This window comes from Bradyrhizobium sp. Pha-3 (assembly GCF_042258615.1).
Lineage (GTDB): Bacteria > Pseudomonadota > Alphaproteobacteria > Rhizobiales > Xanthobacteraceae > Bradyrhizobium.
This window is the reverse complement of sequence record NZ_CP170152.1, coordinates 5,125,729-5,150,574: the sequence shown is the minus strand read 5'-3', so window position 1 is coordinate 5,150,574 and position 24,846 is coordinate 5,125,729. Positions and strand designations below refer to the sequence as shown.

Genomic DNA, 24,846 nt, shown 5'->3' with positions numbered 1-24,846 from the left:
CGTATTTGATTCAGGGTAGCGCAACTTGCCAGGTCGACACATCGACGGCGCTGACGGCCTGACCCGCGACATTCGCATCCCGCAGCGCCTCGATGTTGAGGCCGAAATCCTCGATTCCGCGAAGGCGGTCGGACAGCGAATGCAGCAGCACGTGGAACTTGATCGCCTCGGCCTGCGCTTCCGCCATCGTCACAGCCTTGAAGCGGAACGGCCGGCCGGCGGAGGTCTGCGCGAAGCGGCCAAGATCGGCCGTGATCACGGTTGCGATCTTCGGATAGCCGCCGCTGGTGCCGCGGTCCGGCATTAGCACGATCGGCTGGCCGTTGCCGGGCACCTGGATGCTGCCGTTGACGGTGCCGTCGGAGACGATGTTGTGGCCGTCGCGGTGCTTGATGACAGCCCCTTCGAGCCGGTAGCCCATGCGGTCGCTGGTGGCCGAGATCTTCCACTCGCTGTCGAGGAACTGCTTCTTGTTGTCCTCGGTGAACTCGTCGTCCTGCGGGCCGAACACGATGCGGATCGGCGCATCGGTGGCGGCCGGCAATTCGATGCGGCGCTCGGCGGTCGCGCTTGCGGCTCTCGTCTCCAACTCGTCGCCGCTTTGCAGCGGGCGCGGGTAGGGGCTGCCGAGCCCGGCCCGGGCGTTGACGGCGAGGCTGCCGAACATCGGCTCGCCCTCGATGCCGTGCTCGATCGCGAGATAGCTGAACGAGCCGCCGCGCGCGAAACCGAGATTGAGCGTCTCACCTTCGGCGAGGGTTGCCGAACTGTCGAAGGCGACCGGCCGGCCACCGATGTCAGCATTGCGCGATGCGCCGGCGAGCCCGATACGCACGGCGCTGCCGCGCGCGGTGAAGGTGGCGCCGAACGGGCCGATCTCGACCGCGGCGGCGAACGGCTCGTTGCCGACCAGCGTATTGGCGGCCGCCAGCGAAAGCCGGTCCATCGCGCCGCTCGGCGTCAGGCCGTAGCGCTGCGAGCCCGGACGTCCGCTGTCCTGCACCGAGCTGGCCGGGCCGATCGAGGTGACGACGAGCTTGCTCATGGCGTCACCAGTTCTGCGACGAATGCGCCGGCCTCGGCGGCGCGATCCTGTTCGGCAAAGGTCTTGGCATCCACCGCCGTGAAGGTGACGGCATCGCCCGGCTCCAGCAGGAAGGTCGGATCACGATGCAATTGGTAGGTTCGCACCGGGGTGCGGCCGAGCAGGTGCCAGCCGCTCGGGCCGGCCAGGCACTGCACACCGGTCTGGATGCCGCCGATCGAGATGGTGCCGGCCGGGGTCAGCAGCCGCGGGTCCTTGCGCCGGGGCAGATGAAGGGACTTGTCCAGCCCGCTGAGATAGGACCAGCCGGGCGTGAAGCCGATCATGGCGACGCGATAGTCGCCGGCGGCATGGCGCGCGACGATTTCATCGGGCGTGGTCCCGAGCGCCTTCGCCACATCGTCCAGATCGATGCCGTGCTCGCCGCCATAGCTGACGGGAATGCGCCAGCGCCGCGTTCCGGTCTCGGTCGGCGGTGCCTTGGCGGCGCGCGCCAACAGTTGCTCGCCAAGCGCATCGAAGGTGATCTGCACGGGATCGTAATGCACCAGCAGCGAGCGGTAGGTCGGCACGGTCTCTGTGATACCGGCGATCGGCTCGGCTGCTATCACGCGGTCGAGCGCGAGCACCCGCCGGTTGGCGGCGTCATCGATGGTGCGGCTGAATTCCACCGTGATGGCGCTGTCGCCACTCGGCAAAAGGCGGGGAGGACTTAAGGGTTCGGCCATCGGCTCAAGCAGATTGGATAGGCTATCAAGCTAGCGTGTTTCGATTAAAAACGGAATTCGCTTCGTGCAAAATGATGCAGCAACTTCAATAAATTAATCGGCATGCCGGCGATAAATTTGGATGATCGGAGCTTTTTCGCGCAGCCCTTGACGCAGGGCCTTCGCCCGGCAACATGCGCCGGTCTTTTCCTCCCATCGGAGCAAGCTTTCCAGATGTCACTGTCCGCCGAAGCGATCGCGACGCTGTCGCACGTGTCCACCGCCACCATCACCACGGTCCTGCTCAAGAAGGGCCTGCGCAACATCTGGATGCGCGGCACCAAGCCCTTGAAGCCCGGGCAGAAGCGGTTGGTCGGACCGGCTTTCACGCTGCGCTTCGTGCCGGCCCGCGAGGATCTGGCGACGCCGGAATCCTGGTCGTCGCCGATCTCGACCCGCACCGCGATCGAGGCGATGCCGACTGGCTGCATTGCCGTGGTCGATGCCATGGGCATCACCGATGCCGGCATTTTCGGCGACATCCTCTGCGCCCGCATGGTCAAGCGCGGGGTGACGGCGCTGATCACCGATGGCGTGGTGCGTGACGTCGAGGGCGTGCTCGGCACCGGCCTGCCGGTGTGGTGCGACGGCTACGCCGCGCCGCCGTCGGTTGCAGGCCTGACCTTCGTCGGCTGGGGCGAACCGATCGGCTGCGGCGGCGTTGCCGTATTTCCGAACGACGTGGTGGTGGCCGACCAGGACGGCGCGGTGCTGATCCCGCAGGCGTTCCTTGACCAGGTGTTGGCCGAGGGACCCGAGCAGGAACGGATGGAAGCCTGGATCGTCAACGAGGTGAACAATGGCGCCCAGTTGCCCGGCCTGTATCCGATGAACGCCGAGACCAAGGCGCGTTACGCCGCAACCAAGAAATAACGTCAAGAGAGGGAGGTAACCCCATGGATATCCACATTTCCGGCTCGCGGCCGACCCGCCGCGCGCCGAAGGAGAATTTCACCGGCAGCGTGCTGCAGGACCCGATCAACACGGCGCCGGCGCCGGCGCGGCTGAATGCCTCGCGCGTGTCGTTCGAGCCCGGAGCGCGCACTGCCTGGCACACCCATCCGCTCGGACAGACGCTGTACGTGATCTCAGGCATCGGCCGCGTGCAGGCCAAGGGCGGTCCGATCCGGGAGATCCGCCCAGGCGATGTCGTCTGGATCCCGCCGAACGAGAAGCATTGGCACGGCGCCTCGCCGGACAACAGCATGACCCACATCGCCATGCAGGAGGCGCTCGACGGCGTCTATTCGACCTGGATGGAGCACGTCACCGACGAGGAATACAACGGCAAGGTCGGTTGAGGCGCTGCTGCGAGCCAACGGAAAAGCCCCGCTCATCGAGCGGGGCTTTTTGTAACTCGTACCCGTAGCCCGGATGGAGCGAAGCGCAATCCGGGGCGGTGTTTCATGTGGCGATGTCCCCGGATTACGCTGCGCTCCATCCGGGCTACGATTCCTCGCGGATCAATTCACCCGCGTCCAGGTCTGGCCGCCGCAGAACATGCCGCCGAACGCGCAGCCCTGGACGCGCAGCGTGTCGGGGCTCTTCAGCGCGATGGTGGAATCGTAGGTGCTGCCGCTGTTGGGATCGAAGATGCGGCCGCTCCATTTGTCCTTGCCCGGCTTCATGTTGATCAGAACCTGCTCGCCGTTGGCGTTCGATTTCTTGTCGACCGAGTAGCCGCAGAGATTGGCGCCGCATTGCTCGATGCGGACCTTGCCTTCCTTCTCTTCGGTCAACCAGACGCCGAGCGGCGAGTTGGCGGCTTGCACGGGGGGCGCTGCCGGCTCGGGCGCAGGCGATACGGCGCCGACCGTCGGCGCTGAGGCCGGCTTTGCCGCCGGCGTCGCGCTTTGCTGCACAACTGGCGGCGCGGGCTCTGTCGTTGTTGCTGTCGGCGCCGGGGCCGCGGCCTGATCAACGACAGGCGGAGAGGGTGCGGCAGCGGCCGCAGGCGGCGTGGCAGGCATGGACGGAGAATCCGTTTTGGCGTCCTTCGGAGCCGTTTCGCGCTTCTGCTCGGCGTCCCTGTGCTTGGTGCGCTTGCTGCTGCGGCCGGTATTGTCATAGACACCCGGGATCGAGACCGTTCCGCGATCCGGATCGATGCGAATGGTGCGGCCGCCGTAATCGAACGTGTATTGCGCCTGCGCTGTCGCCGTGCTCGCCAGCACCAGCGTGGCGATCGCCAGAAGCTTTCTCATCTCGACCTCCAGTGCAGGGAATCCCGTTCGCGAGGCTATTTGGTGGCCGCCTCGCTGAACGTGCTCCAAATCACGGTCAGAACATGAGTCGTGTCCTCGCGCCCCAGGTTCAAATCACTGGATTGCGATCTGGTTTCAGGCCGTACGCATCAACTTGCGGCACGCGAGCAGCAAACCCGACGCAGGCTATTCGAACCACGCGGCATAGATCTTCGCGTAGCTGCCGTCTTCGCGCGCGATGTGGAGCCACTGGTCGACAAACGCCTTCAACGCGACGTCGCGCTGCATCCAGTAGGCCTTTTCCGCGAAGTCGAACGGCTTGTCGGGATGCACGGCGCAGAGCACGCCGGGATGCAGCTTCTGCTGATAGCGCGTCTCGGACGCGTCGGTCATCATCAGGTCGGCGTCACCCTTGGCGATCTCGTCGAAGATTTTGGTGTTGTCGTTGAAGACACGGATGTCGGCGGCCTTCACGTTGGCGCGCGCAAAGCGCTCGTTGGTGCCGCCGGGATTGACGATGACGCGGGTGCCGGGCTTGTCGATCTCGGCGATCGTCTCAAACTTGCCCTTGTCGGCGCAGCGTGCGATCGGCGTCTTGCCCTCGCGCATGATCGGCGTCGAGAACAGGCCCTTCTTCTGCCGATCGAAAGTGATGGAGACGCCGCCCATCGCGATGTCGAAATTGTCTGCCTCGAAATCCCTGGTCATCTGCGGCCACGATGTCGGCACGAACTCGACCTTGACGCCGAGCGCCTTGCCGAGCGATTGCGCCATGTCGACGTCGAAGCCGCGAAACGCGTTCGTCTCCTTGTCGAGCGCCGTGAAGGGCAAGTAGTCGCCGGTCATGCCGACGCGCAGCGTGCCGCGCTTGACGATCTCATCGAGCCGGGACGGCGCCGGCTGCGCTTGCGCGGCAGAAATGAGCAAAGCGAGAGCGAGGCCGGCCAGCACGCGAAACATCAAGTTTTCTCCATCCGCTTTTTAGCGATGCCCGTGAGCACGTGTCGCGTGTCAGGCCTCGTGGCGGTCCCTGCTCGCCTGGAGGGCGGCCGCCGTGCGGCTGGCGATCTCGTGCTTGAAATGCTCGAAGCGCCGCCGCGCTTCGGCCTCACGATCGTCGACGAATTTGATCGCGGCGTCCCTGTCCATCGGGCCGTTGACCAGCGGAGTCGATCCTTCGCCGACGGTCTCGTCGACATAGTATTGGGCGCCGTCCTCGCGCACCGTCCAGCGGAAGCGCAGCGCGGCCATCGGGCCTGGTCCGGACTTGGAATAGCCATTGGCCTCGATCGGCTGGGGCGGCAGGATAGGCTCGGGCTCCGGCTCGCTCGGCTCGGGTTCGCTCACCTCGGTCTCGCTCGGCTCAGACTGTTCGACCAGTAGCTCGGGTTCTTCGATCGGCGGCTCGACCATCGGCGGCTCGGCAGGCACGGTCTCCACGGACACGGTCTTGATGGTTACCGTCTCGACGGTGACGACCTCGACGGATGATGGCAGGGGCGGCGGCATCGCTATCGAGACCGGCGGCTCCTCGGCAGGCTCGGATGCCTTGTCCGCGGTCTTGTCGGACGACTTGTTGTCAGATGACTTGGACTTCTCGGGAGGCGTCGTCGTCTGATCGAGAATGCTCGCGATGGCGGCGAGCGCATTGTCGGTCGGGTCACTCACGGTTCGGTCTCCCAGGCATGACGCCGGCGGGATCGTGCCGGCGCCCTTCCTATCTACCTGATTGGACTGCCCTTTGTCGCGTCCGATTAAGCTAGGCGCAGACCGGCGGATGCCGGTCCTTCCAGGGACGAGCCTGTTCGAGCTGGCCGGCCAGGCGGAACAGCAGTCCTTCCTCGCCAAGCTTGGCCGCGAACATCATGCCGAGCGGCAGACCGGCCTTGTTCCAGGCCAGCGGCACCGACATTGCCGGCTGCCCGGACATGTTGAACATCGAGGTGCCGGGCATGTAGCGGCGCAGCACCGGCGCGATGTGGCTCAGGTCCTCGGACATCGTGTTCAGCTCGCTAATGCGAAGCGGCGGCGCGCACAGCGTCGGGCTGAGGAAGATGTCGCAGCCCTCGAAGAAGGTCGCGAGCCCGCGCGAGATCTGGAACGCCGCAAGCTGTGCGGCGACGTAGTCCGCCGGGGTCATCTTGACCGAGTTCTGGCCGCTGGCGAGCGTCAGCCGCTCGACATCGTCCGACGTCAGCGTGCGCCCGACGCGCTGCTCGAGCAGGCGGATGGTCAGCGCCGTGTTGCCGCCGACGATGGTCGTCATGACCGCGGCGGGATCGGCGGCAAGCGGCGGAGCGCGCTCCTCGACATGATGGCCGAGGCCCGCCAGCAGCTTGGCGATGTCGCGAACTGCCGCGGCGATCTCGGGATCGATCGGATCGCCATAGGGCGACTTGTCGGTGAAGCTGATGCGCAAATGGCCGGGGTCGCGGCCGACCTCCTGGGAAAACGGCCGTTCCGGCGGCGGCGCGACATAGAGGCTCGACGGCTCCGGACCATGGATCGCATCCATCATGACCGCGCTGTCGCGGACTGTAATGCTCAGCACATGGCCGACGGAGAAGCCGCCCCAGCCTTCACCGCGATCGGGACCGCACGGGTTGCGGGCGCGCGTCGGCTTCATGCCGAACACGCCGGAGGCGGAGGCGGGGATCCGGATCGAGCCGCCGCCGTCGCTGGCATGCGCAACGGGCAGGATGCGCGCGGCGACCGCAGCCCCCGCGCCGCCGGACGAGCCGCCGGAGGAATGGTCGAGATTCCAGGGATTGCGGGTCGGGCCGAACAAGCGCGATTCCGTCGTCGGCATCAGGCCGAATTCCGGGCTCGCGCTCTTGCCGAAGATCGCAAGACCCGCATCGAGGAAGCGCTGCGTCAGCGTGCTATTGTGGTCGGCGACGAAGTCCTTCAGCAGGCTGGCGCCCGACGTGGTGCGGGTACCCTCGAGCAGGTCGAGATCCTTCAGCAGGAACGGTACGCCGGTGAAGGGGCCGTCAGGCAATCCCTTGGCGATCTGGCGCTCGGCGTAGTCGTAGTGCTTGACGACGACCGCGTTGATGTCAGGATCGACGGCGGCGGTGCGCGCAATCGCCTCGTCGAGCAGTTCCTTTGGCGTGACGTCCTTCTTGCGGACGAGCTCGGCAAGACCGACCGCATCGTAGTTGCCGAATTCCTTGAAAGCCATGTGCATGCTCCGCATCGCCGGGCCGACCTCGCGGGATCGGCCGCGGCGCAAACGAGGAAGGGGCTGAAAGCTCAGCCGAGGACGTCCTGATTGATCACGTTCTGGCGCAGCGGATTGCCGTCCAGCACGCTCAGGATATTGCGCGCGGTCTGCTCGCTCATGCGATCGACGGCCTCGACGGTCACGCCGGCGACATGCGGTGCCATGATCACGTTTGGCAAAGCGTGCAGGGGCTGGCCGACCGGCGGAGGCTCGACCTCGAACACGTCGAGGCCGGCGCCGGCGAGCTTGCCCGACACCAGCGCGTCGTGCAGCGCCTTCTCGTCCACGATGCCGCCGCGGGCGGTGTTGATGAGATAGGCGGTCGGCTTCATCAGGCGGATCCGCGCGGCGTTGAACAGGCCGACCGTCTCGGGCGACTTCGGGCAATGGATCGTGACGAAATCAGCCCGCGGCAGCGCCCCTTCGAGGCTCGGCACCGCCTCGCAGCCGGCCGCGGTGATCTCGTCGGCCGCCTTGTAGGGATCGTAGACCAGCACGTTCATTTCCATCGCGAGGCAGCGCTTGGCGGTGCGGGTTCCGATGCGGCCGAAGCCGACGATCAGGACGGTCTTGCCGTAGAGGTCGAACGGCAGCACGCCGAGCCGGCTCGCCCAGGTGCCTTCCTTGACCATCGCGTGCATTTCCTGCGCGCGCTTGGCCAGCGTCAGCATCATGAACAGGGCGTGCTCTGCGACCGACGGCGAGTTCGCGGTGCCTGCGACCATCAGCGGCACCTTGCGGCGGGACAGCGCCGGAACGTCGACCGCGTCGTAACCGACCCCGATCCGGGTCACCACCAACATGCCCTTGGACGCCTCCAGCTCCGCCTCGCCGAAACGGGTCGCGCCGAGCGCCACGCCATGGACCGGCGCATGCTGCTCCAGCATCGCCTGGAAGTCCCTGGCCGAGATCAGGTTGGGAAATTCGACGAGTTCTACATCATCCCGTTCATTGAGGAGGACCCGTGCCCCCGGCGACAAAGTCTGGGTGATGAAAATCTTCTTCTTGTTGGTAGCCATTTCCTGCCCTTGAGGTTTCTTGTGCGCCGTCAAAGCACGGCGCCGGTCACCTCGTTTAGCAAATGCATATTGTTGAGGTCCACAGCCAATCGGAGCGGGCTGCCATCCTGCGCGCCGGCATTGGGATTGACCCGGCCGCAGAGCTGGGAGCCCTCGAGCGTGAAGTAGACCAGTGTCTCCATGCCCATCGGCTCGGTAACGTCGAGCACCGCATCGAACGGCTCGATGCCGGGCTCGGCATGCGGCCGCGCCTCCATGACATGCTCGGGCCGCAGACCCAGCAGCAGCTTGTCGGTGCGGGAAAGCGCCTGGTAGCGGGCGGCGCGCGCCGGCGGCAGCGGGAAGGAGAGGCGATCGGTCAGCCGCACGTTGAGCCTTCCGCCGACGTCCTCGAGTCGGCACGGCACGAAATTCATCGCGGGCGAGCCGATGAAGCTTGCGACGAACCGGGTCGCCGGCTTGTGATAGAGCTCGTTGGGCGTGCCGATCTGCTCGATCTTGCCGTGGTTCATCACCACCACGCGGTCGGCCAGCGTCATCGCCTCGACCTGGTCGTGGGTGACGTAGACGGTCGTGGTGCGAACCTTCTGGTGCACCTTCTTGATCTCGATCCGCATCTGCACGCGCAGCTTGGCATCAAGATTGGACAGCGGCTCGTCGAACAGGAACACCTTCGGGTTGCGCACGATCGCGCGCCCCATCGCGACGCGCTGGCGCTGGCCGCCCGAGAGCTGCTTCGGCTTGCGGTCGATCAGGTCGGTGATGTCGAGCATCCTGGCGGCTTCCGTCACCCGGCTCTTGATCTCGGCCTTGGGGTAGTGCTTCAGCCGCAGCCCGAACGACATGTTCTCGGCGACGGTCATGTGCGGATACAGCGCGTAGTTCTGGAACACCATCGCGATGTCGCGGTCCTTCGGCGGCACGTCGTTGACGACATCGCCGCCGATCATGATATCGCCGTCGGAGATGTCCTCGAGGCCGGCGATCATCCGCAGCGTCGTCGACTTGCCGCAGCCGCTCGGCCCGACCAGCACCACGAACTCATGGTCGGCGATGTCGAGGTCGATGCCGCGCACCGCCTCGACCTCGTCGTAACGTTTCACCACCTTGCGCAAACTCACGTCGGCCATGAATCCTACCTTTGTCGCGTTCAGCCCTTTGTCGCACCGGCGGTCAGGCCGGCAATGTAGTAGTCCATCAGGAAAGCGTAGATGATCAGCGGCGGCGCGGCGCCGAGCAGGGCGCCGGTCATGATCTGCCCCCAGTTGAAGACGTCACCCTTGATCAGGGTCGTGATGATGCCGACCGGCAGCACCAGCTGATCGGTCGAGGTGGTGAACACCAGGGGATAAAGGAACTGGGCCCAGGAGACGGTGAAGGCGAAGATCGTCGCCGCGATCAGGCCGGGCAGGGCGACCGGGATGAAGATCCGGGTCAGGGTCTGGAACCAGCTCGCACCGTCGATGATTGCGGCTTCGTCGAGCTCCTTCGGGATCGAGGCGAAATAGCCGATCATGATCCAGGTGCAGAACGGCACCGTCAGTGTCGGGTAGATGAACAGCAGCACATACCAGCGATTGACCAGCTGGATGCCGGTCCAGTCGCCGAACACGGCAAACATCTTGAACAGCGGGATGAACAGCAGGCTGTCCGGAATGAGATAGGTGAGGAACACCCCGGTCGCGAGCGTCGCCGAACCCCAGAACTTCATCCGCGCCAGCGCAAAGGCCGCCGGCACGCTGATCAGCATCGTGATGGTGACGACGATGATCGACACCCAGGCCGAATTCCAGAAGAAGCGCAGGAACTCGTTCGAGGTCAACAGCTGGATGTAGTTCTCGAATGTCGGGTGATACACCCACCACGGATTGGTCGCCGCCGAGATCTCCGCGCTGCCCTTCAGGGAGGTGATCAGCATGTAGAACGGCGGCACCAGCGAGAAGATCGCAAACAGCGTCAGGAAGAAGTAGGACCAGCGCAGCGCCCAGGTCCGGTCGCGACTCATGCTGCCGTACTTGATCTTGCGGGTCGGCCCCGACTTGTCGATCGTCACTGTGCTCATCAGGATTCATTCCCGCGTTTGGTGATATCGCGCAGGATGAAGATCGCCGCGATCGCGAGAATCGGCACCATGAACAGCGAGACGCTGGCGCCGAGCGGAATGTCGCTGCCCTCGATGCCGACGCGGAACGCCCAGGTGGCGAAGATGTGGGTGTGGTCGAGCGGCCCGCCTGCGGTCAGGATGCGCACGATGTCGAAATTGGCGAAGGTCACGATCAGCGAGAACAGCGTCGTGATCGCAATGATGTTGCGCATCATCGGCAGGGTCACGTACCAGATCCGCTGCCACCAATTGGCGCCGTCGATCGCGGCTGCTTCATAGAGCTGCTCGGGCACCGATTTCAGCGCGGCCAGATACATGATCATGAAGAACGGCGCGCCGTACCAGACGTTGACCAGGATCACCGAGAAGCGCGCCCACATGGCGTCGCCGGTCCACGGGATCGGGCCGAGGCCGAAGAACGAAAGCGTGTAGTTGAAGGCGCTGTAGGACGGGTCGAACAACCATAGCCAGGCCAGCGTGCTCATGGCCGGCGGGATCACCCATGGCACCAGCAGCATGCCACGCCATTTGCGCTGCTTGTTGGCGGGGACGTTGTGCACGAAATGCGCGACGATGAAACCGATCAGCGCCTTGAAGACCACCGCCGAGATCGCGAAAATGCAGGATTGCTTGACCACCAGCCAGAAGGTTTCGCGCTTGAACAGGAACTCGAAATTGCCGAAGCCGACGAACTTCGTCATCGCCTTGTTCAGCGTCGCCAGGTGCAGCGAGTAGAGAGCCGGGTAGAGCACGAGAACCGCGATCAGGAGGATCAGCGGCAACGTCATCAGGAACGCGGCCATCGACTTACGCCGCAGCGCGTTGCGCAGGCCGATGCGCCTTCGCCCTGCCTGGGCCGCAGCTGTGCGGCTGGATTGGAATGCGACATCAACCATTACGCAGGTTCCTCGCGCGGGTCGGTTGCACGGCTCGCCGGTTCGGCGGTTGGGCTATAATGGCGAGACCTCGCGCGGCCAGCACGATCGGCGGCCGCGCGCGAGCTCGTCCGTTCGTCAGCTTCGCATGAAGCCTTCGCACTCGCCTTCGGCCCAGGCGAGTGTCTTTTCCATGCCTTCACCCTGGTAGTAGCGCAGGCACATCTTGGTCAGGGTAGCCTGGAAGTAGATCTGCTGCGCGACCTTGGGCGGCGCGGGCGAGGCCGCGATCGACAGCGTCTGGTGCTTGTAGGGGTTCGGATAGTGATAGAGCGTGCCCTTCGGCGGCCCTTGCTCTTCCCAGACCTTCAACGTCGTGAGCTTCTCATAGGCCGGCAGGTCGTAGCCGCCGCTCGCGACCACCATCTTCTCGATCGATGCGGGCTGCGACAGGAACGACAGCAGGCTCTTGGCGGCTTCCTTGTTCTTCGAGAACGACCAGATCGACCAGAAGAACGGCAGATAGGGCGCGAAGCGTCCCTTCGGCCCGGCCGGGAACCCGTGGGTCCAGCATTGCTCCGCGACTTGCGGCGCATCGCGCTTGGCGACCGCCCAGGCGCTCGGCGGGTTCATGATCATCGCGCCCTTGCCGGCGACCAGCCACTTGTTGTTGGAGGCATCGTCCCATGCGGCAACGTCGGGCGGCAGGAACGCCAGCAGCTTCTTGTAGAATTCGAGCGACTGGCGCACCGCGTCGGTCTTGACGGTGAGGTTGCCCTTGGCGTCGACCAGCTGCGCGCCGAACGACTGGAAGATGGCGCCGGCGGTGTCGACATTGTCGCTGGTCTCGCCGAGACCGATGCCGAACGGGAAGCCGGCCTTGTGGCAGGCTTCGGCCGCCTTGAGGAACGTATCGAGCGTCCAGTTGTCCGCCTTCGGCGGGCTTCCGGCCGGATACATCTCCTGGACGTCGATGTTGGCGTACTTCTTCATCAGGTCGATTCGCGAGCAGGGACCCTTGATCTGGCTGCCGACACTGGCGGGAACGCCGAGCCATTTGCCGTCGGCCTGGCCGAGATACTTCACCGTGCCGTTGACGTCGCCGTTCAGCTTGATGAGCGGGTCCATGATGTCGTTGACCGGCTCGAGCAGTTCGGCATTGGATTGTGGCCACCAGGTCGGCATCTGGAAGATATCGTGACCGGATTTCGCCTGCGCCTCGGCGGCGATGGTGACGATGTTCTTGTTGCCCTGGCTGGTGATGTAGTCGAGCTGGACCTCGACCTTTTCCTTGGCGGCCCATTCATTGACGAGCTCGGTGGAGGCACTGTTCGCGCCCGGCACCCAGTGATCCCAGAAGCCCATCGAGAGCTTTCCGGCAGCGTAGGCGCCACGCACGTAGGGGGCTGTAATGAGCGCCGCCGATGACAGCGCTGTCGCTGCGACGAATTCGCGGCGCGAAAGCTTCTTCCGTGACATGGCATTCCCTCCCTGGTAGCCGACGGACAAAAGGCTTTTTGAATCCCGTTGTTGTTTTTGTGCGTCGCGTTCGCGCGACGTCGCGGGATTTCATTCACACTGATCAGAACAGAATTGCCGGCTGCTGTCGAGAAACGAGATGCCTGTGCCAAGTAGTACTAACGTTGAGGTCAAATCGCAGGCAGTGTCATCGGCATCATAGCAGTTGCCGGTGGTTTGCCGCGCTTTCGGTGATCATGCTGCGACGCACGCGGAGGCTGGCATAGCGATGCTCGCGGACGGTGCGCGGTTGAGCCGCAGGCTTCCGGCCAGGCCTGATCGAGCCGTGTTCCGTCATGTTGATGGCCAGCGCGACCGATAGACTTGCCGAAGCCGGAAACGATAAAGTCCGGATCGTCGAACCTGCCCGCCGCGTCAGTCCTGCAATCCACCATCGATCACGGAGACCCGATCATGCTCATCCCGGTAGCGAAGCTGCGAGCACAATGGAGATTGTGCGTTGCGGTTGGGGCCGCCGCCGTCACCCTGCTTGTGGTGCCTCATATGGTCGATGCGCAGATCGTGCAGGGCGTCGAAAACGGCGCGCGCGAAGGCAACAAAGCCGCCGGACCGGTTGGCGGCGTTCTGGGCGGAGCAATCGGCGGCGTTGTCGGGGTGGTGACCGGCGTGACCGGGGTGCTGACCGGCAACAACAACGCCAATGCCGGCAGCGGCAAGAACGCACAGGCTCCGGCGTCCGGTGACAAGCAGGGCGCCAAAGCCGCCAAATCGGCCAAGGCCGCCGCCAGGGACAAGGGTGCAAAACAAGCGCCGACCGTGCTGACCCAGGCTGGCGCACCGCAGCTCACGGCCGAACAGATCGTCGCCAACAGCGACGCCAACATCGAGCGGATCAAGAAGGAGCTCAACCTGACGCCTGAGCAGGAGAAGAATTGGGCCGGTTTCAACAGTGCGATGCATTATCTCGGCCACAATGGCGCCGACCGGCTCAACTTGCGCATTGCGCGTGCGCAGCGCGATCCGCCCGACGACATTATCGAGCAGATGCGCAACGAGGCCCAGTTCCTCAATGACCGCGCAGTCGATCAGCGCGGCGTCGCCGACGCCGCCGAGCCGCTCTATGCGGGCCTCGACGACAAGCAGAAACAAATCTTCATCAACGAGATGGTCCGCCTCAGCCGCGAACGCGGGCTCGACTAGCGCCATTTCCGTTCCGGTCGAATCGGAACGGGGCTCTTGATCTGACGCGCTTTCGTTACGCGAACCGGTATCCATCCCGCATCAAGTGCGGGACAAGGTTCGCTTGAAGACGGTCTGAGGACCTGTCGAGGTGAAGTGGGGACGAATAGCCGGGCCACCATGCCCTGGGGTAGGTTAAAGGCGCAGCACCCGGCTATTCTGCCGCAGCGGCGCGGCCCGGCTAATTCGTCATTCAATGTTGAAGAAAAACGGACCGGATCACGCCCGAGTGATGGCCGAGTCAGGGCCTTGTCAGGAACCGCCTTGCTGACATGAAAAAAGGCCGGCATATGCGCCGGCCAATTGTTGAGCAGGGGGCAAAATCCGGCGAAGACCGGTTCAGCTCTTCGGGAAGTTCAGCTCCACACCGACGCCGTCGGGATCGTAAAGGAAGATCTGGGTGTCGCCGGTGCGCGGCACGATCTGCTCACGAAAGCTGACGTTGTTCGACTGCAGGCGCTTGCGCACGGCGTCGACGTCGGTGGCGGCGAAGGCAATATGATCGAGCCGGCCGGTGTCTTCATATTTCTTCTCGGTGCCGCGCACCACGATGCCGTCGCGCGGCTTGCGGGTGCCCATTAAATGGACGGTGGCCTGGCCGCCGGAATAGAGCCAGTAGCCGGGGAAATCGAGCGGCGGGCGATCGCCATTCTCGAGCCCGAGCACATCGCAATAGAAAGCCTTGGTGCGCTCGAGGTCCTGTGGCTCGATGGTGTAATGCTGTAGTCCGCCCAATGGCATGGTTCTTCTCCTTGAGAATTCAGATTAGAGCGTTTTCGAGCGAAGTGGGTACCGGTTCGCGTGAAGAAAATGCGTCAAAACAAGAATCTAGAGCCTCGGTCCGATTCAATCGGACCGAGGCTCTAGACGAAACTGAGGTCGGCATCGACGCCCAGCATCCAGGCGCCGACGGTCTCGAAATGGCTGAGGCGGCCCTGCAATTGCTGGGTCACGGTGTGGATGTCGCGGAAGCGCCGTTCCAGCGGATGGCCGTCGAAGATCGCGGTGGCGCCGGCCGTGTTGTAGGCGAAGTCGACGGCTTCCCGCGCCTTGTGGATGGCGTGCGTTGCCGCCATCCGGATCGTCATGCGCTGTGCGACCGTGATGCTGTGGCCGGCAACCAGGTCCTGCCAGATATCGGCCATCGACTGCAGCAGGAAGCCGCGGGCGGCGCACAGATTGACCTCGGCCTGGGCGAGGCCGGATTGCACCACGGCATTGTCGCGCAGCGTCTTCTTCATGCCGCGCGGCACCTTGTTGCGGGCGACGTCGATGAAATTGTCCAGCGCACTGCGGGCGATGCCGCAGGCAACCCCGGCGAAGCCGACCTGGTAGCAGGTGTGGTTGCTCATCCGGTACAGCGGACCATTCTCGCGGCATTCGCGATCGAATTCGCGGGTGATCGAATGGTCCGAGCGGACGAAGACGTCGTTCAGCGCGAACTGGTCGCTGGCCGTGCCGCGCAGCCCGACCGTGTTCCAGATGTCGGTCCATTCGACGTCTTCGGTCCGCACCAGCATGGTGCGCTCGACCTGCTCGCCATTGGCGTCGCGGCGCGGCGAGCCGTCCGCGGCATAGACCGGGCAGTGGGCGCCGAGCCAGGTGGCGTGCCGCCCACCGGAGGCAAACGACCAGACCCCGGTGACGCGGTAGCCGCCCGCGCACTCGACCGCCTTGACCTTCGGGCCGGGTCCCCAGGCGAGCACGGCGCGCGGGTCGCCAAACATCTCTTGCGCGACCGGCAGGTCGAGATAGGCCGCCGACATCGCACAGCCGCCGGCCTGGCTGAGGCACCACGCCGTCGAGGCATCGGCCTTGGCGATGGTCTCGATGACATGGAAGAAGGTGACGGGATCGGTCTCGATCCCGTTGGTCGAACGCGGCAACAGCAGGCGGAACAGCCGCGCCTCATGCAGCCGGTCGAGCAGATCGGGCGGCAGGCGGCGCGTCGCTTCGATCTGGTCGGAGGCGGCCGCAACCGCGTCCCTGACCGCGTCGGCGCGGGCGACCACCTCGCGATCGCCGGCAAGATCGGCAGAAATCGCGCTCATGTTGGCCTCCCTCAGGCGCGCCGGATGGTTGCGGATGCTGCGACGTCAGCCGTCGCGTTGAGCTCCTTGTCGATCTGCTCGATCGACTTGCCCCGCGTCTCGAGCCCGAAGAACAGATAGACGGCACCCGCCATCAGGAACCAGCAGCCGAGATAGACGAAGGCGGTCGGAATCTGGGTGAGCGGCACATCCGGCTTGAGGTAGTTGTTCGAGCCGACGATCAGGGCAAGCCCGACCGGTCCGATGATCTTGCCGATGCCGCCGAAGCCGTAAGCCGATCCCATGCCCGTGGTGCGCAGATGCGACGGCCAGACCTCCGCGGCATAGGGCCCGACGATCGCAAAGCCGCCGTCGGCGAAAAAGAAGGCGGCACCGAGCAGCAGCCAGAACGCCGACATGCCGAACAGGCTCGCGTCGTAGTGATAGCCGGCAATGATGGTCAGCGCGCCGGCGCCGAAGCCGAGCAGGCCGCCGGCGATGCGCCGTCCCAGCAGTTCCGAGAACCAGGAGAACGAGATGCGTCCGAGGAAGCCGGTGATGCTGAGCAGGATCATCATCTTGGCGGCCTCCTGCGGCGTGACCTTCAGCAGCAGCACGAACAGCGCGGGTGCCCACAGCGTGATGCCGTAGACGCCGGTCTGCGCCCCGGCATTGCCGAGCCAGGAGACGATCAGGCTGCGTGGATATTTGAACAGGTCGAACCAGCTTGTCCTGACGATCGGGCCGGCGTCGGCTGCGCTCGGCAACGGCAGCTCCGATGGCGGCACCTGCAGGGCCCAGGCCAGCGACTTTCGGGCTTCGTCATAGCGGCCCTGCCGGCACAGCCAGCGCGGCGACTCCGGAACCCAGAGCCGGACCAGCAGGACCAGGACAGCGGGCAGCACGCCGATCGCAAACAGCAGCCGCCACTGATCGGTGCCCATGATCGCGCCCAGCACCGCGCCGAGACCGACACCGAGCGGGATTACGCAGGTGACGAGCCCGCCGACCCAGCCGCGCTTGTGCGAGGGCATGAACTCCTGCACCAGCGGCAGGTCGACGCAATAGAGTCCGCCGACGCCGGTGCCGACGAAGAAGCGCAGGATCGCGAGGTAAACCCAGCCGTTGTCGGGCGTGAAATAGAGCAGGCCGGTTGCGATCGAGAAGTTCAGGACCGTGCCGATGAAGACGACGCGGCGTCCGACCCGATCAGCGAGCCAGCCCCAGAGATAGGCGCCGAGGATGGCACCGATGCCGGAACTCATCAGCACGGTGGCCGACTGGCCAAAGGTGAGTTTCCACGGCCCGATCAGGAACGCGAGCACAAAGCCGATCAGGAAGTAGTCGAAGAATTCCAGCGCATCGCCGATGATGGCCGCCGCAAGGATCTTGATCTGGTTGCCGGTCAGAGTCGTCCGGCGATCGAGAATCTCGAACATGGCGCGTCTCCCCATGGCGCCTGTTCGTTGTTGCTGGGAGCGTGCGTTGCGCCGGCGCATCGCCCATAGGATGAGGCTATCCTCGCGCCGTCGCGCACGGCAAGCCCGCACCGACGCGGGGCTCATCTGCATGGGTGCGATACGCAATCCGGTTTACTGCTGCGCACAAATCGTGGTGCGAAAGCCGGATGCCGGCCGCGGGAGCCGTTGACTCCAGCAATGCCGATCGCCCACGTTTGCGTGAGGAAAGCTTGAGGGGCAGGCCGGGTGGACGAAAAGCGCAAGCATCCGAGAACCGAGGTCAACGAACCCGGCTATGTCTCGTCGGGCGGTTCGGTCATGCATTGCACGATCGTGAACATGTCGCCTGAGGGGGCCGCCATCGAGGTCGAGAATCCGGCCTTCGTGCCGCACAGGTTCCGCCTTGTGATGGCCCGGGACGCCTCGGTTGTCTATGAGTGCCAGATGATCTGGAGCAAGAAGACGCGGATTGGAGTGAGCTTTGTGACGACCGCCTGAGCGCGGCAATCTCGTGGGGATGCCATGACCGACCGTGCCACGGTGGGGTGGGTTTCGCTACTGGAACAGCAGATGAGGCACCGATGACTCCGGAACCCGCAACGATCTGCCTCGGCTGCTGGCAAAACCTGCACATGCCGATCCCGCTGCGCGGCCCCTTGTCGGCACCGTTCCGACTGTTCGGCGTCCGGCCGAGCCGCATGAACCCGAACACCTGCACGATCTGCGAAATGGCCTTCTCGAAGATCATGAAGGCGCGCGCCGTGACCATCGACGCCACCCTCCTGTTCGCCGATCTGCGTGGCTACACCACACTGACGCAGACCATCGCGCCGGCCGGGCTGACGTCGTTGCTCGATGCGTTCTACGACGACTGCGCCGCCGCGATCTGGCGTTATGACGGCATTCTCAACAAGACGATCGGTGATGCCGTGTTCGCGATCTTCAACTTTCCGGTGCGGCGGGAGGATCATGCCGTGCAGGCCCTGCTGGCGGCCCGCGACATCCAGCGCCGTTTCCGGGAAAGGCACGATGCGCTGGTGCGGGTGATCGGCGCCGGCGACATCGAGATCGGCATCGGCATCGGATTGGATAGCGGTGACACCAATTTTGGTGAATTCGGCCAGACCCATCGCGACCTGACCGCCGTCGGCACGGTGGTCAATCGGGCGGCACGCGCCCAGGCCGCCGCGAAATCCGGCGAGATCCTTGTCACGACGGCCGTGCGGGACCGAACCCGCGACATGATCACGGCTACCGGTTCCGATTATACGCTGAAGGGCTTCGACCAGCCGGTTACGCTGTTTTCCGCGTGAATTGACGCGACGCAAAAAAGACGGCTCCAGCAGTGCAACTGCACGCCGAAGCCGTCGGGATGGTCGTTTGCCGATTACGAACGTCCCTCAACGCGGGACCGGGCGACTTCGTTCCCGCCCGGACGGAATCCTTTTGCGCCGCGTCAGCGCCACATGCCGCGCATCCGGGCGCCGATGTCGATCGGCGGGGCACGGTTGGCGGTCGAGGCTTGCGCTGCGGCGGCGCGCGGCCAGCTGGTTCGCTCGAACATCGGCAGCAACCGTTCCGGGATGAAGCGGGTGCGCGAGGCGTACATGTGGCGGTCGCCCTTGGCGGCCTGGCCGTGGACGAAAAAACGCTGCGGAACCAACAGATGCAGATCGTCCTTGGCGCGGGTCATGGCGACATAGAGCAGGCGGCGCTCCTCCTCGAGTTCGGCCGATGTGCCCGCGCCGAGATCGGAGGGCATGCAACCGTCGACGACGTTGAGCACGTAGACGGATTTCCATTCCTGCCCCTTGGCGGAGTGGATGGTCGACAGGATCAAATAATCCTCGTCGAGCAGCGGCACGCCGGCCTGGTCGCTGGTCGCGTCGGGCGGATCGAGCGTGAGCTCGGTGAGGAAGCGCTCGCGTGACGGACAGCCGGCGGCGATCTGCTCGAGCTGAATGAGGTCGGCGCGGCGGACCTCGCTGTCCTCGTGGATTCGATCGAGATGCGGCTCGTACCAGAGGCGCGCGCGTTCGATGTCGACCGGCCATTCCGAGTAGCGGAGGTTCTCGATCGCTTCGACGAACAGCCGCCAGTCGGCGCCCGCGCGGGGCGGGGCAGGCAGCGCCACGAGCGCCGCGATCGGATCGGCGGCTTCTGCCATGCGGTCGAGCACGCGCTGCGCCGAGGCCGGCCCGACGCCGGGCAACAGGTGCAGAATGCGAAAGCCGGCGACCCGGTCGCGCGGATTGGCGGTGAAGCGCAGCAGCGCCAGCATGTCCTTAACGTGCGCGGCGTCGAGGAATTTGAGGCCGCCGAATTTCACGAAGGGAATGTTGCGGCGGGTCAGTTCGACCTCCAGCGGACCGCTGTGCGAGGAGGTGCGGAACAGCACCGCCTGGTGCTTCAACAGCGCGCCTTCCTCACGGTTGGCCAGCACCTGTTCGACGATGTAACGAGCCTGGTCGGCCTCGTCGCGGATCGTGACGAGCAGCGGCTTGCGGCTCGAGGTCCGGTCGGTCCACAGGTTCTTGGTGAAGCGTTCCTTGGCGAGCGAGATCACGCCATTGGCGGCCGCCAGGATCGGCTGCGTCGAGCGATAGTTGCGGTCGAGCGTGACGATCTCGGCGGCCGGGCTGAACTGGCTCGGGAAGTCGAGGATGTTGCGCACGGTGGCGGCGCGGAACGAATAGATCGACTGCGCGTCGTCGCCGACCACGGTGAGCCCGCGTCCCGCCGGCTTGAGCGCAAGCAGGATTGAGGACTGCAGACGGTTGGTGTCCTGATATTCGTCGACCATCACGTGGTCGAAGCGGCCGCCGATCTCCTCTGCGAGCGCCGTATCCGTCACCATCTGCGCCCAGTAGAGCAGCAGGTCGTCGTAATCGAGCACGTTCTGCCGCTGCTTGGCTTCGACATAGGCCGCGAACAATTGCTTCAACTCGCCGGCCCAGCCGGAGCACCACGGGAAGAACTGGCCCAGCACGGCCTCGATCGGCATCTCCGCGTTCACGCAGCGCGAGTAGATCGCAAGGCATGTGCCTTTGGTGGGAAACCGGCTTTCGGTGCGGGAGAAACCGAGATCGTGGCGGACCAGGTTCATCAGGTCGGCGGAGTCCTCACGGTCATGGATCGTGAAGGCCGGGTCGAGCGCGATGCGTTCAGCGAATTCCCGGAGCAGCCGCGCGCCGATGCCGTGAAACGTGCCGGCCCAATTCAGCGCATCGGTCATGACGGAGGCGCGATCGCCGAGCACGCGCCGCGCGATGCGTTCGACGCGGCCGGCCATCTCGGCGGCTGCGCGTCGCGAAAAGGTCATCAACAGGATGCGGCGCGGATCGGCGCCCGCGACGATCAGATGCGCGACCCGATGGGCGAGCGTATTGGTCTTGCCGGAGCCTGCGCCCGCGATCACCAGCAGCGGGGCGCCGACGATGCCATCCTCGCCGACCCCGTGCTCGACGGCGCGACGTTGCTCCGAATTGAGCGCATCGAGATAGGCTGTGTTGGCAACATCAGGCACGAATCACCCCCACGAAACGCTAACAGACATTGCGATTCCGTGGAGCCGGCGCACCGGCGAGGGAGCAGAGAAATTAGATTGACATTAACGCACCGCGGAGCACAACCGCGCCATGGCTGACGTTTCCAAATCCGACACGCCGCTGAAGGCGACATTCAAGGTGCGGCTGAACGGCGAGACGGTGACGCTCTCGACCGTCGGTCAGGCCTACCACTTCATCAGCAATCTCAGCGCCGTCGAATGGATGGAGTTCCGCTCGCTGCATGACGACGCGCTGGTCGCGCTGGAGCGCGCGGCCGGTAACGCCATGCTGACGGTGCAAGCAACCTCCGCGCTGCGGATGCTGTTCGTCCGCGCGAAACTGCTTTGAAAAGAAATGGGCCGCCTTGGCCCTCCACGGCGGCCCGAGAGTGCGGCCGAAGCGCATTGCGCACCCGGCCGTCGCGTGTACCGCCGTTACCTTGTTTGCGGCCATAACGGACGGGCCTTACGAAAGGCGCGCCGATTCGGCTGTAGCTGCAACACCACAATCAGTGGCCGACGTCGTCGACGAGGCGGTCGTACACAAGGGCAGAGCGCAGATTCATCGTTGCGATCCTCAGATACCCGGGTTCGCGCATGGCGTTGTTGAACATCATGATTGCCGTCTTCCAGTATCCGCGGTCGCGCTGATCCGCGCTCAGTGCTGACAGGTAATCCGCCGCGTCGCCAACGGTCGCGAGTGTTCGCCCGTCCTTCAGCGTGATCGGGAACGCAAGCGGCGACCGCTTCTCCAGCTCCAGCACGAAAGGCTCCCCCAAAAAGGCAAACAGCAATAACAGAACAGACCTAGCTGCGCCGCTATATCAAAGCCTTAAGGGAGTGTCCGGCTCGGTCGGAGTGGGCGGTTCAGAAAGAATCCGCCAGTGCGATCTCCGCCCTGAGGGCATCGATGCGCCGTTCGGCTTCCTCCGATGTCAGGTCGCGCGCGTACTGGTTCGGCTGGTAGGCCTCCTCGGCCAGGCTCCTCAACCGCAGCGCCTGGGCACGCGACATCAGCCCGCCCAGCCGCTCCGCAACCCCGCCAAATCTCACCGCTGCCATGCTCATCGCTCACCTCGCTTGCCGGATCGTGACTTGACAATATGTTCTATTTTTGTTCTAACAAGCCATGGACAATAAGATCAATGAAATTCGTCGTAAGATCAGCACTTTGCGGGCTGAGATGACCTTGGTCGAGGCGTCGATCCGGGATCAGGTCAACCGCGATCTGGATTGCAGCGAAGCGTCCTACCGGCTGATGGCGATGCGCGCCGAAGTGGCCGAGCTCATTGGCCGGTGGAAGGCCGCCGGCGGCGGCGAGCGCCTCCCGACTGTGCGGGAGCGGCTGAGCCGAAGTTTTGCGGACCGCTCCGTTGCGACCGGCAAGCCGGCTCCCGGCAAACCGGACAAAGGCAGGCTCAGGCCAGGCCAGAACAACGCGAGGGTTTGATCGGTCCACCCGAGCGGGAGGGCGGGTCACACACCGGCTCGGGCCCAAATCTGGTTTCGAGGCGGGAACCCTAGCCAAGGGTGGGCATTTTCTTGTGGTGAGAGCCAACACCATAGCATCGCCCAGCGCCATGATCGCCGATCCGACCGCGCCACCGCGGGCATCGATGAATGACGATCGCAGTCCGCTGCTGACGCTGATCTCCTGCATCAGCTGCATCAGGACGATGCGGCTTGAGAGCAGCTCTCCGGGCAGCGAAGGCAAGGACATCCTTCAATACCGCTGCGAACAATGCAGCCGCGTCGAACGGGTGTTGTTGGTGCGGCGAACCTGGCCAGCCGACCGATAGCAGTCCCTTTGAAATTATGACCGCGCTCTCGCCTTTCTGGGCGCATGTTCATCCGCCGGGAGATCGTCCGACACGCTTTCAGAGCGTTGCTCCGTCAGCTTCGAGAGCTCGCGGCTGAGGTCTTGAATGCGGTACGGCTTGCGCAGGACCGGAAAGTCGGACCGCACGTGGCGCGCACTCTCGCTGTAGCCTGTCGTTAGCAGGATCGGCAGCTCGGGCTTCCTGTCCCGGATCGCGCGCGCCAGCTTCAGCCCGTCCATCCTGCCCGGCATCACGATGTCGCTGAACACGACGTCGACCCCGTTGGTCTCGATTTCCGACAACGCGGCCTCTGCGTTCGAAGCCCAGCGCACGGTGTAGCCGAGCTGTTCGAGCAGGCCGGTGCTCGCATCCGCGACGGCCGGATTGTCCTCGATCAGCAGGACGGTTGCGGAGCCGCGCACGCTGTGGCCCGCGGTAGTAGCCGTTGCGACCGCGGTCCCGCGCGGGAGACAGATGCTGACCATGGTGCCCTTGCCAAGCGTGCTTGCAATCTCGATCCGGCCGTCGGCCTGGTGCGCAAAGCCGTGGACCTGGGACAGTCCGAGGCCGGTCCCTTTGCCGACCGGCTTGGTGGTGAAGAACGGATCGAAGACCTTGCTCAGCACATCCTGGGGGATGCCTTCGCCGGTATCGGCCACGCTGACGGCCACCTCGGTGGTTTCGGGAAGGTTTCGGGCCGAGACGGTCAGCGCACCGCCATTGGCCATCGCGTCCCGCGCATTGACGACGAGGTTGATCAGCGCGGTCTCGAACTCGTTCGGGTCGACGAAGATCGGCCAGAGATCCGGCTGGATTTCCACGTTCAGCTCGATCGAGCCGCCGAGCGCGCTGCTCAGCACCTCGCGCACCGCGGTGATCCTGTCGGCGACATCGATGGTCTGCGGGTTGACGCTCTGCCGGCGCGCGAAGGTGAGCAGCTGGCTGGTCAGGGATGCGGCGCGCTCGGATGCGGTCTCGATCGCGCTCAGGGCAAGCTGGCCGCGCTCGCTCGTCACCTCGCGCTTGATCCGGTGCAGATTGCCCGAAATGATCATCAGCAGGTTGTTGAAGTCGTGCGCGACGCCGCCGGTCAATTGGCCCAGCGCATCCATCTTCTGCGATTCCGCCAGCTGTCGTTGCACCTGTTCGAGCTTCTGCTGCGCGTCACGCCGCTCGGAAATGTCCCGCGTGATCTTGGCAAAGCCGACCAGACTGCCGTCGCTGTCGCGGATCGGATCGATCACGACGCTGGCCCAGAAGAACGAGCCGTCCTTGCGGACCCGCCAGCCATCCTCCTCGTAGTGCCCGGTCTCTTCCGCGATCTTGAGCGCGCGGGCCGGCTTGCCCGCGGCCTGGTCGGCCGGCGTATAGAACCGCGCGAAGCTCTGGCCGATGATTTCGCCGGGTGAATAGCCCTTGATGCGCTCGCCGCCGGCGTTCCAGTTGGCGACGATGCCGGCCGGCGTCAGCATGTACAGCGCGTAGTCGGTGACGTTGCTCACCAGCAGGCGGAACTGGCTTTCGCTGGCGTCGAGATTCGCGCGCGCCTGTTGGCGCTCGGTAACGTCGCGGGTGACCATCGCGTAGCCGATCAGCTTGCGCTTCTCGTAGATCGGATCGATGACGACAGAGGCGTAGAATTGCGATCCGTCCTTGCGGATGCACCAGCCCTCGGCCACGGCGTGCTTTTCCTTCCGCGCCATCTGCAACGCCTTCGCGGGAAGGCCCGATGCACGATCCTCCACCGGATAGAAGACCGAGAAGTGCTTCCCGAGGATTGCCTTGGCCGGATAGCCGGTGATGCGCTCGGCGCCCTTGTTCCAGTTGATCACCCGTCCGTCGGGGGCGAGCGTGCAAATCCCATAGTCAATCGCCCCTCCAGCCAACAGCCGGAAGCTGCGCTCACTCTCGAAAATGCCCCGCTTGAGCTGATCTGATTTCTTAACCATCACCAATCCTGCCAACGCCGGGAACGTTCCGGCGAGGCCAATGTTCCAATGCGATCAAATGCGCCGATCGGGCCCAAGCAAT

The 24,846-nt window shown here is 64.7% G+C and carries 26 protein-coding genes; 8 read left to right on the top strand and 18 right to left on the bottom strand.

The window, feature by feature from the left end; genetic code table 11:
* Window positions 1-10: 10 nt before the first annotated feature.
* On the bottom strand, window positions 11-1,045 hold the full coding sequence (locus ACE10Z_RS24605; protein WP_375783078.1) for a biotin-dependent carboxyltransferase family protein: 1,035 nt from the start codon (window positions 1,043-1,045) through the stop codon (window positions 11-13).
* Window positions 1,042-1,773, bottom strand: coding sequence for a 5-oxoprolinase subunit PxpB (pxpB, locus tag ACE10Z_RS24600; protein ID WP_375783077.1), 732 nt, complete (start codon window positions 1,771-1,773; stop codon window positions 1,042-1,044). The genes ACE10Z_RS24605 and pxpB overlap by 4 nt, the downstream gene beginning before the upstream one ends.
* Before the next feature lie 213 nt (window positions 1,774-1,986).
* Here pxpB and ACE10Z_RS24595 point away from each other — a divergent pair, with 213 nt between their 5' ends.
* Together ACE10Z_RS24595 and ACE10Z_RS24590 are read left to right on the top strand one after the other, a co-directional pair.
* Window positions 1,987-2,685 carry a ribonuclease activity regulator RraA gene (locus ACE10Z_RS24595; RefSeq protein ID WP_375783076.1) on the top strand — a complete coding sequence of 233 codons (699 nt, stop codon included), beginning with the start codon at window positions 1,987-1,989 and terminating at the stop codon, window positions 2,683-2,685.
* 23 nt (window positions 2,686-2,708) lie between these two features.
* Window positions 2,709-3,113: a cupin domain-containing protein gene (locus tag ACE10Z_RS24590; RefSeq protein ID WP_375783075.1), complete on the top strand. Its 405-nt coding sequence runs from the start codon at window positions 2,709-2,711 to the stop codon at window positions 3,111-3,113.
* 162 nt (window positions 3,114-3,275) lie between these two features.
* Here the strand turns inward: ACE10Z_RS24590 and ACE10Z_RS24585 are convergent, their stop codons facing one another.
* The 9 genes from ACE10Z_RS24585 to ACE10Z_RS24545 form a co-directional block, all read right to left on the bottom strand.
* Window positions 3,276-4,016: a DUF2147 domain-containing protein gene (locus ACE10Z_RS24585; protein ID WP_375783074.1), complete on the bottom strand. Its 741-nt coding sequence runs from the start codon at window positions 4,014-4,016 to the stop codon at window positions 3,276-3,278.
* Between the two features lie 186 nt (window positions 4,017-4,202).
* Window positions 4,203-4,976, bottom strand: a complete 774-nt coding sequence (locus tag ACE10Z_RS24580; RefSeq protein WP_375783073.1) for a transporter substrate-binding domain-containing protein — start codon at window positions 4,974-4,976, stop codon at window positions 4,203-4,205.
* Window positions 4,977-5,027: 51 nt separating this feature from the next.
* Window positions 5,028-5,684 (bottom strand): hypothetical protein, encoded by a 657-nt coding sequence (locus tag ACE10Z_RS24575; RefSeq protein ID WP_375783072.1) that lies wholly within the window; start codon window positions 5,682-5,684, stop codon window positions 5,028-5,030.
* Between the two features lie 91 nt (window positions 5,685-5,775).
* Complete coding sequence (locus tag ACE10Z_RS24570; RefSeq protein WP_375783071.1) at window positions 5,776-7,200, bottom strand: amidase; 1,425 nt, start codon at window positions 7,198-7,200, stop codon at window positions 5,776-5,778.
* Window positions 7,201-7,271: 71 nt separating this feature from the next.
* Window positions 7,272-8,261, bottom strand: coding sequence for a hydroxyacid dehydrogenase (locus tag ACE10Z_RS24565; RefSeq protein WP_375783070.1), 990 nt, complete (start codon window positions 8,259-8,261; stop codon window positions 7,272-7,274).
* Window positions 8,262-8,290: 29 nt separating this feature from the next.
* Window positions 8,291-9,391, bottom strand: coding sequence for an ABC transporter ATP-binding protein (locus ACE10Z_RS24560; RefSeq protein ID WP_375783069.1), 1,101 nt, complete (start codon window positions 9,389-9,391; stop codon window positions 8,291-8,293).
* Between the two features lie 20 nt (window positions 9,392-9,411).
* Complete coding sequence (locus tag ACE10Z_RS24555) at window positions 9,412-10,323, bottom strand: carbohydrate ABC transporter permease (protein ID WP_375783068.1); 912 nt, start codon at window positions 10,321-10,323, stop codon at window positions 9,412-9,414.
* Window positions 10,323-11,261, bottom strand: a complete 939-nt coding sequence (locus tag ACE10Z_RS24550; RefSeq protein ID WP_375783067.1) for a carbohydrate ABC transporter permease — start codon at window positions 11,259-11,261, stop codon at window positions 10,323-10,325. Before ACE10Z_RS24550 ends, ACE10Z_RS24555 begins: the two co-directional genes overlap by 1 nt.
* A 117-nt stretch (window positions 11,262-11,378) precedes the next feature.
* Window positions 11,379-12,719, bottom strand: a complete 1,341-nt coding sequence (locus tag ACE10Z_RS24545; RefSeq protein WP_375783066.1) for an ABC transporter substrate-binding protein — start codon at window positions 12,717-12,719, stop codon at window positions 11,379-11,381.
* Between the two features lie 453 nt (window positions 12,720-13,172).
* Here ACE10Z_RS24545 and ACE10Z_RS24540 point away from each other — a divergent pair, with 453 nt between their 5' ends.
* Window positions 13,173-13,919, top strand: a complete 747-nt coding sequence (locus ACE10Z_RS24540) for a Spy/CpxP family protein refolding chaperone (protein ID WP_375783065.1) — start codon at window positions 13,173-13,175, stop codon at window positions 13,917-13,919.
* A gap of 378 nt (window positions 13,920-14,297) precedes the next feature.
* Here ACE10Z_RS24540 and ACE10Z_RS24535 read toward each other — a convergent pair whose 3' ends face one another.
* The 3 genes from ACE10Z_RS24535 to ACE10Z_RS24525 all read right to left on the bottom strand — a co-directional run bounded on the left by ACE10Z_RS24535 (window position 14,298) and on the right by ACE10Z_RS24525 (window position 17,427).
* Complete coding sequence (locus ACE10Z_RS24535) at window positions 14,298-14,699, bottom strand: VOC family protein (RefSeq protein WP_375783064.1); 402 nt, start codon at window positions 14,697-14,699, stop codon at window positions 14,298-14,300.
* A gap of 122 nt (window positions 14,700-14,821) precedes the next feature.
* A complete protein-coding gene (locus tag ACE10Z_RS24530; protein WP_375783063.1) occupies window positions 14,822-16,009 on the bottom strand; it encodes an acyl-CoA dehydrogenase family protein in 1,188 nt (395 codons plus the stop codon).
* An 11-nt stretch (window positions 16,010-16,020) separates the two neighbouring features.
* Window positions 16,021-17,427: an MFS transporter gene (locus ACE10Z_RS24525; protein WP_375783062.1), complete on the bottom strand. Its 1,407-nt coding sequence runs from the start codon at window positions 17,425-17,427 to the stop codon at window positions 16,021-16,023.
* Between the two features lie 267 nt (window positions 17,428-17,694).
* On the opposite strand from ACE10Z_RS24525, the gene ACE10Z_RS24520 reads away from it, so the two are divergent.
* Window positions 17,695-17,946, top strand: coding sequence for a PilZ domain-containing protein (locus ACE10Z_RS24520; RefSeq protein ID WP_375783061.1), 252 nt, complete (start codon window positions 17,695-17,697; stop codon window positions 17,944-17,946).
* An 83-nt stretch (window positions 17,947-18,029) separates the two neighbouring features.
* A complete protein-coding gene (locus ACE10Z_RS24515) occupies window positions 18,030-18,761 on the top strand; it encodes an adenylate/guanylate cyclase domain-containing protein (protein ID WP_375789909.1) in 732 nt (243 codons plus the stop codon).
* Window positions 18,762-18,904: 143 nt separating this feature from the next.
* On the opposite strand, the gene ACE10Z_RS24510 is transcribed toward ACE10Z_RS24515, so the two are convergent.
* Window positions 18,905-20,974, bottom strand: coding sequence for an ATP-dependent helicase (locus tag ACE10Z_RS24510; RefSeq protein ID WP_375783060.1), 2,070 nt, complete (start codon window positions 20,972-20,974; stop codon window positions 18,905-18,907).
* A 112-nt stretch (window positions 20,975-21,086) separates the two neighbouring features.
* Between ACE10Z_RS24510 and ACE10Z_RS24505 the strand changes: the two genes are divergently transcribed.
* Complete coding sequence (locus tag ACE10Z_RS24505; RefSeq protein ID WP_375783059.1) at window positions 21,087-21,344, top strand: hypothetical protein; 258 nt, start codon at window positions 21,087-21,089, stop codon at window positions 21,342-21,344.
* Between the two features lie 160 nt (window positions 21,345-21,504).
* Here ACE10Z_RS24505 and ACE10Z_RS24500 read toward each other — a convergent pair whose 3' ends face one another.
* Window positions 21,505-21,759, bottom strand: a complete 255-nt coding sequence (locus tag ACE10Z_RS24500) for a hypothetical protein (protein WP_375783058.1) — start codon at window positions 21,757-21,759, stop codon at window positions 21,505-21,507.
* A 103-nt stretch (window positions 21,760-21,862) separates the two neighbouring features.
* Window positions 21,863-22,063, bottom strand: a complete 201-nt coding sequence (locus ACE10Z_RS24495) for a DUF3072 domain-containing protein (protein WP_246787591.1) — start codon at window positions 22,061-22,063, stop codon at window positions 21,863-21,865.
* A 61-nt stretch (window positions 22,064-22,124) separates the two neighbouring features.
* Here ACE10Z_RS24495 and ACE10Z_RS24490 point away from each other — a divergent pair, with 61 nt between their 5' ends.
* A complete protein-coding gene (locus ACE10Z_RS24490; protein ID WP_375783057.1) occupies window positions 22,125-22,445 on the top strand; it encodes a hypothetical protein in 321 nt (106 codons plus the stop codon).
* Between the two features lie 130 nt (window positions 22,446-22,575).
* Complete coding sequence (locus ACE10Z_RS24485) at window positions 22,576-22,794, top strand: hypothetical protein (RefSeq protein ID WP_375783056.1); 219 nt, start codon at window positions 22,576-22,578, stop codon at window positions 22,792-22,794.
* Between the two features lie 14 nt (window positions 22,795-22,808).
* On the opposite strand, the gene ACE10Z_RS24480 is transcribed toward ACE10Z_RS24485, so the two are convergent.
* The gene (locus tag ACE10Z_RS24480) at window positions 22,809-24,764 is read right to left on the bottom strand and encodes a PAS domain S-box protein (protein ID WP_375783055.1); all 1,956 of its coding nucleotides are present in this window, start codon (window positions 24,762-24,764) and stop codon (window positions 22,809-22,811) included.
* Window positions 24,765-24,846 lie beyond the last annotated feature (82 nt).

Bases quoted from the DNA above. Each gene is read 5' to 3' on its own strand.
- ACE10Z_RS24605 (WP_375783078.1), bottom strand. From the start codon at position 1,045: ATGAGCAAGCTCGTCGTCACCTCGATCGGCCCGGCCAGCTCGGTGCAG.
- pxpB (WP_375783077.1), bottom strand. From the start codon at position 1,773: ATGGCCGAACCCTTAAGTCCTCCCCGCCTTTTGCCGAGTGGCGACAGC.
- ACE10Z_RS24595 (WP_375783076.1), top strand. From the start codon at position 1,987: ATGTCACTGTCCGCCGAAGCGATCGCGACGCTGTCGCACGTGTCCACC.
- ACE10Z_RS24590 (WP_375783075.1), top strand. From the start codon at position 2,709: ATGGATATCCACATTTCCGGCTCGCGGCCGACCCGCCGCGCGCCGAAG.
- ACE10Z_RS24585 (WP_375783074.1), bottom strand. From the start codon at position 4,016: ATGAGAAAGCTTCTGGCGATCGCCACGCTGGTGCTGGCGAGCACGGCG.
- ACE10Z_RS24580 (WP_375783073.1), bottom strand. From the start codon at position 4,976: ATGTTTCGCGTGCTGGCCGGCCTCGCTCTCGCTTTGCTCATTTCTGCC.
- ACE10Z_RS24570 (WP_375783071.1), bottom strand. From the start codon at position 7,200: ATGGCTTTCAAGGAATTCGGCAACTACGATGCGGTCGGTCTTGCCGAG.
- ACE10Z_RS24565 (WP_375783070.1), bottom strand. From the start codon at position 8,261: ATGGCTACCAACAAGAAGAAGATTTTCATCACCCAGACTTTGTCGCCG.
- ACE10Z_RS24560 (WP_375783069.1), bottom strand. From the start codon at position 9,391: ATGGCCGACGTGAGTTTGCGCAAGGTGGTGAAACGTTACGACGAGGTC.
- ACE10Z_RS24555 (WP_375783068.1), bottom strand. From the start codon at position 10,323: ATGAGCACAGTGACGATCGACAAGTCGGGGCCGACCCGCAAGATCAAG.
- ACE10Z_RS24550 (WP_375783067.1), bottom strand. From the start codon at position 11,261: ATGGTTGATGTCGCATTCCAATCCAGCCGCACAGCTGCGGCCCAGGCA.
- ACE10Z_RS24545 (WP_375783066.1), bottom strand. From the start codon at position 12,719: ATGTCACGGAAGAAGCTTTCGCGCCGCGAATTCGTCGCAGCGACAGCG.
- ACE10Z_RS24540 (WP_375783065.1), top strand. From the start codon at position 13,173: ATGCTCATCCCGGTAGCGAAGCTGCGAGCACAATGGAGATTGTGCGTT.
- ACE10Z_RS24535 (WP_375783064.1), bottom strand. From the start codon at position 14,699: ATGCCATTGGGCGGACTACAGCATTACACCATCGAGCCACAGGACCTC.
- ACE10Z_RS24530 (WP_375783063.1), bottom strand. From the start codon at position 16,009: ATGAGCGCGATTTCTGCCGATCTTGCCGGCGATCGCGAGGTGGTCGCC.
- ACE10Z_RS24525 (WP_375783062.1), bottom strand. From the start codon at position 17,427: ATGTTCGAGATTCTCGATCGCCGGACGACTCTGACCGGCAACCAGATC.
- ACE10Z_RS24515 (WP_375789909.1), top strand. From the start codon at position 18,030: ATGACTCCGGAACCCGCAACGATCTGCCTCGGCTGCTGGCAAAACCTG.
- ACE10Z_RS24505 (WP_375783059.1), top strand. From the start codon at position 21,087: ATGGCTGACGTTTCCAAATCCGACACGCCGCTGAAGGCGACATTCAAG.
- ACE10Z_RS24495 (WP_246787591.1), bottom strand. From the start codon at position 22,063: ATGAGCATGGCAGCGGTGAGATTTGGCGGGGTTGCGGAGCGGCTGGGC.
- ACE10Z_RS24490 (WP_375783057.1), top strand. From the start codon at position 22,125: ATGGACAATAAGATCAATGAAATTCGTCGTAAGATCAGCACTTTGCGG.
- ACE10Z_RS24485 (WP_375783056.1), top strand. From the start codon at position 22,576: ATGATCGCCGATCCGACCGCGCCACCGCGGGCATCGATGAATGACGAT.
- ACE10Z_RS24480 (WP_375783055.1), bottom strand. From the start codon at position 24,764: ATGGTTAAGAAATCAGATCAGCTCAAGCGGGGCATTTTCGAGAGTGAG.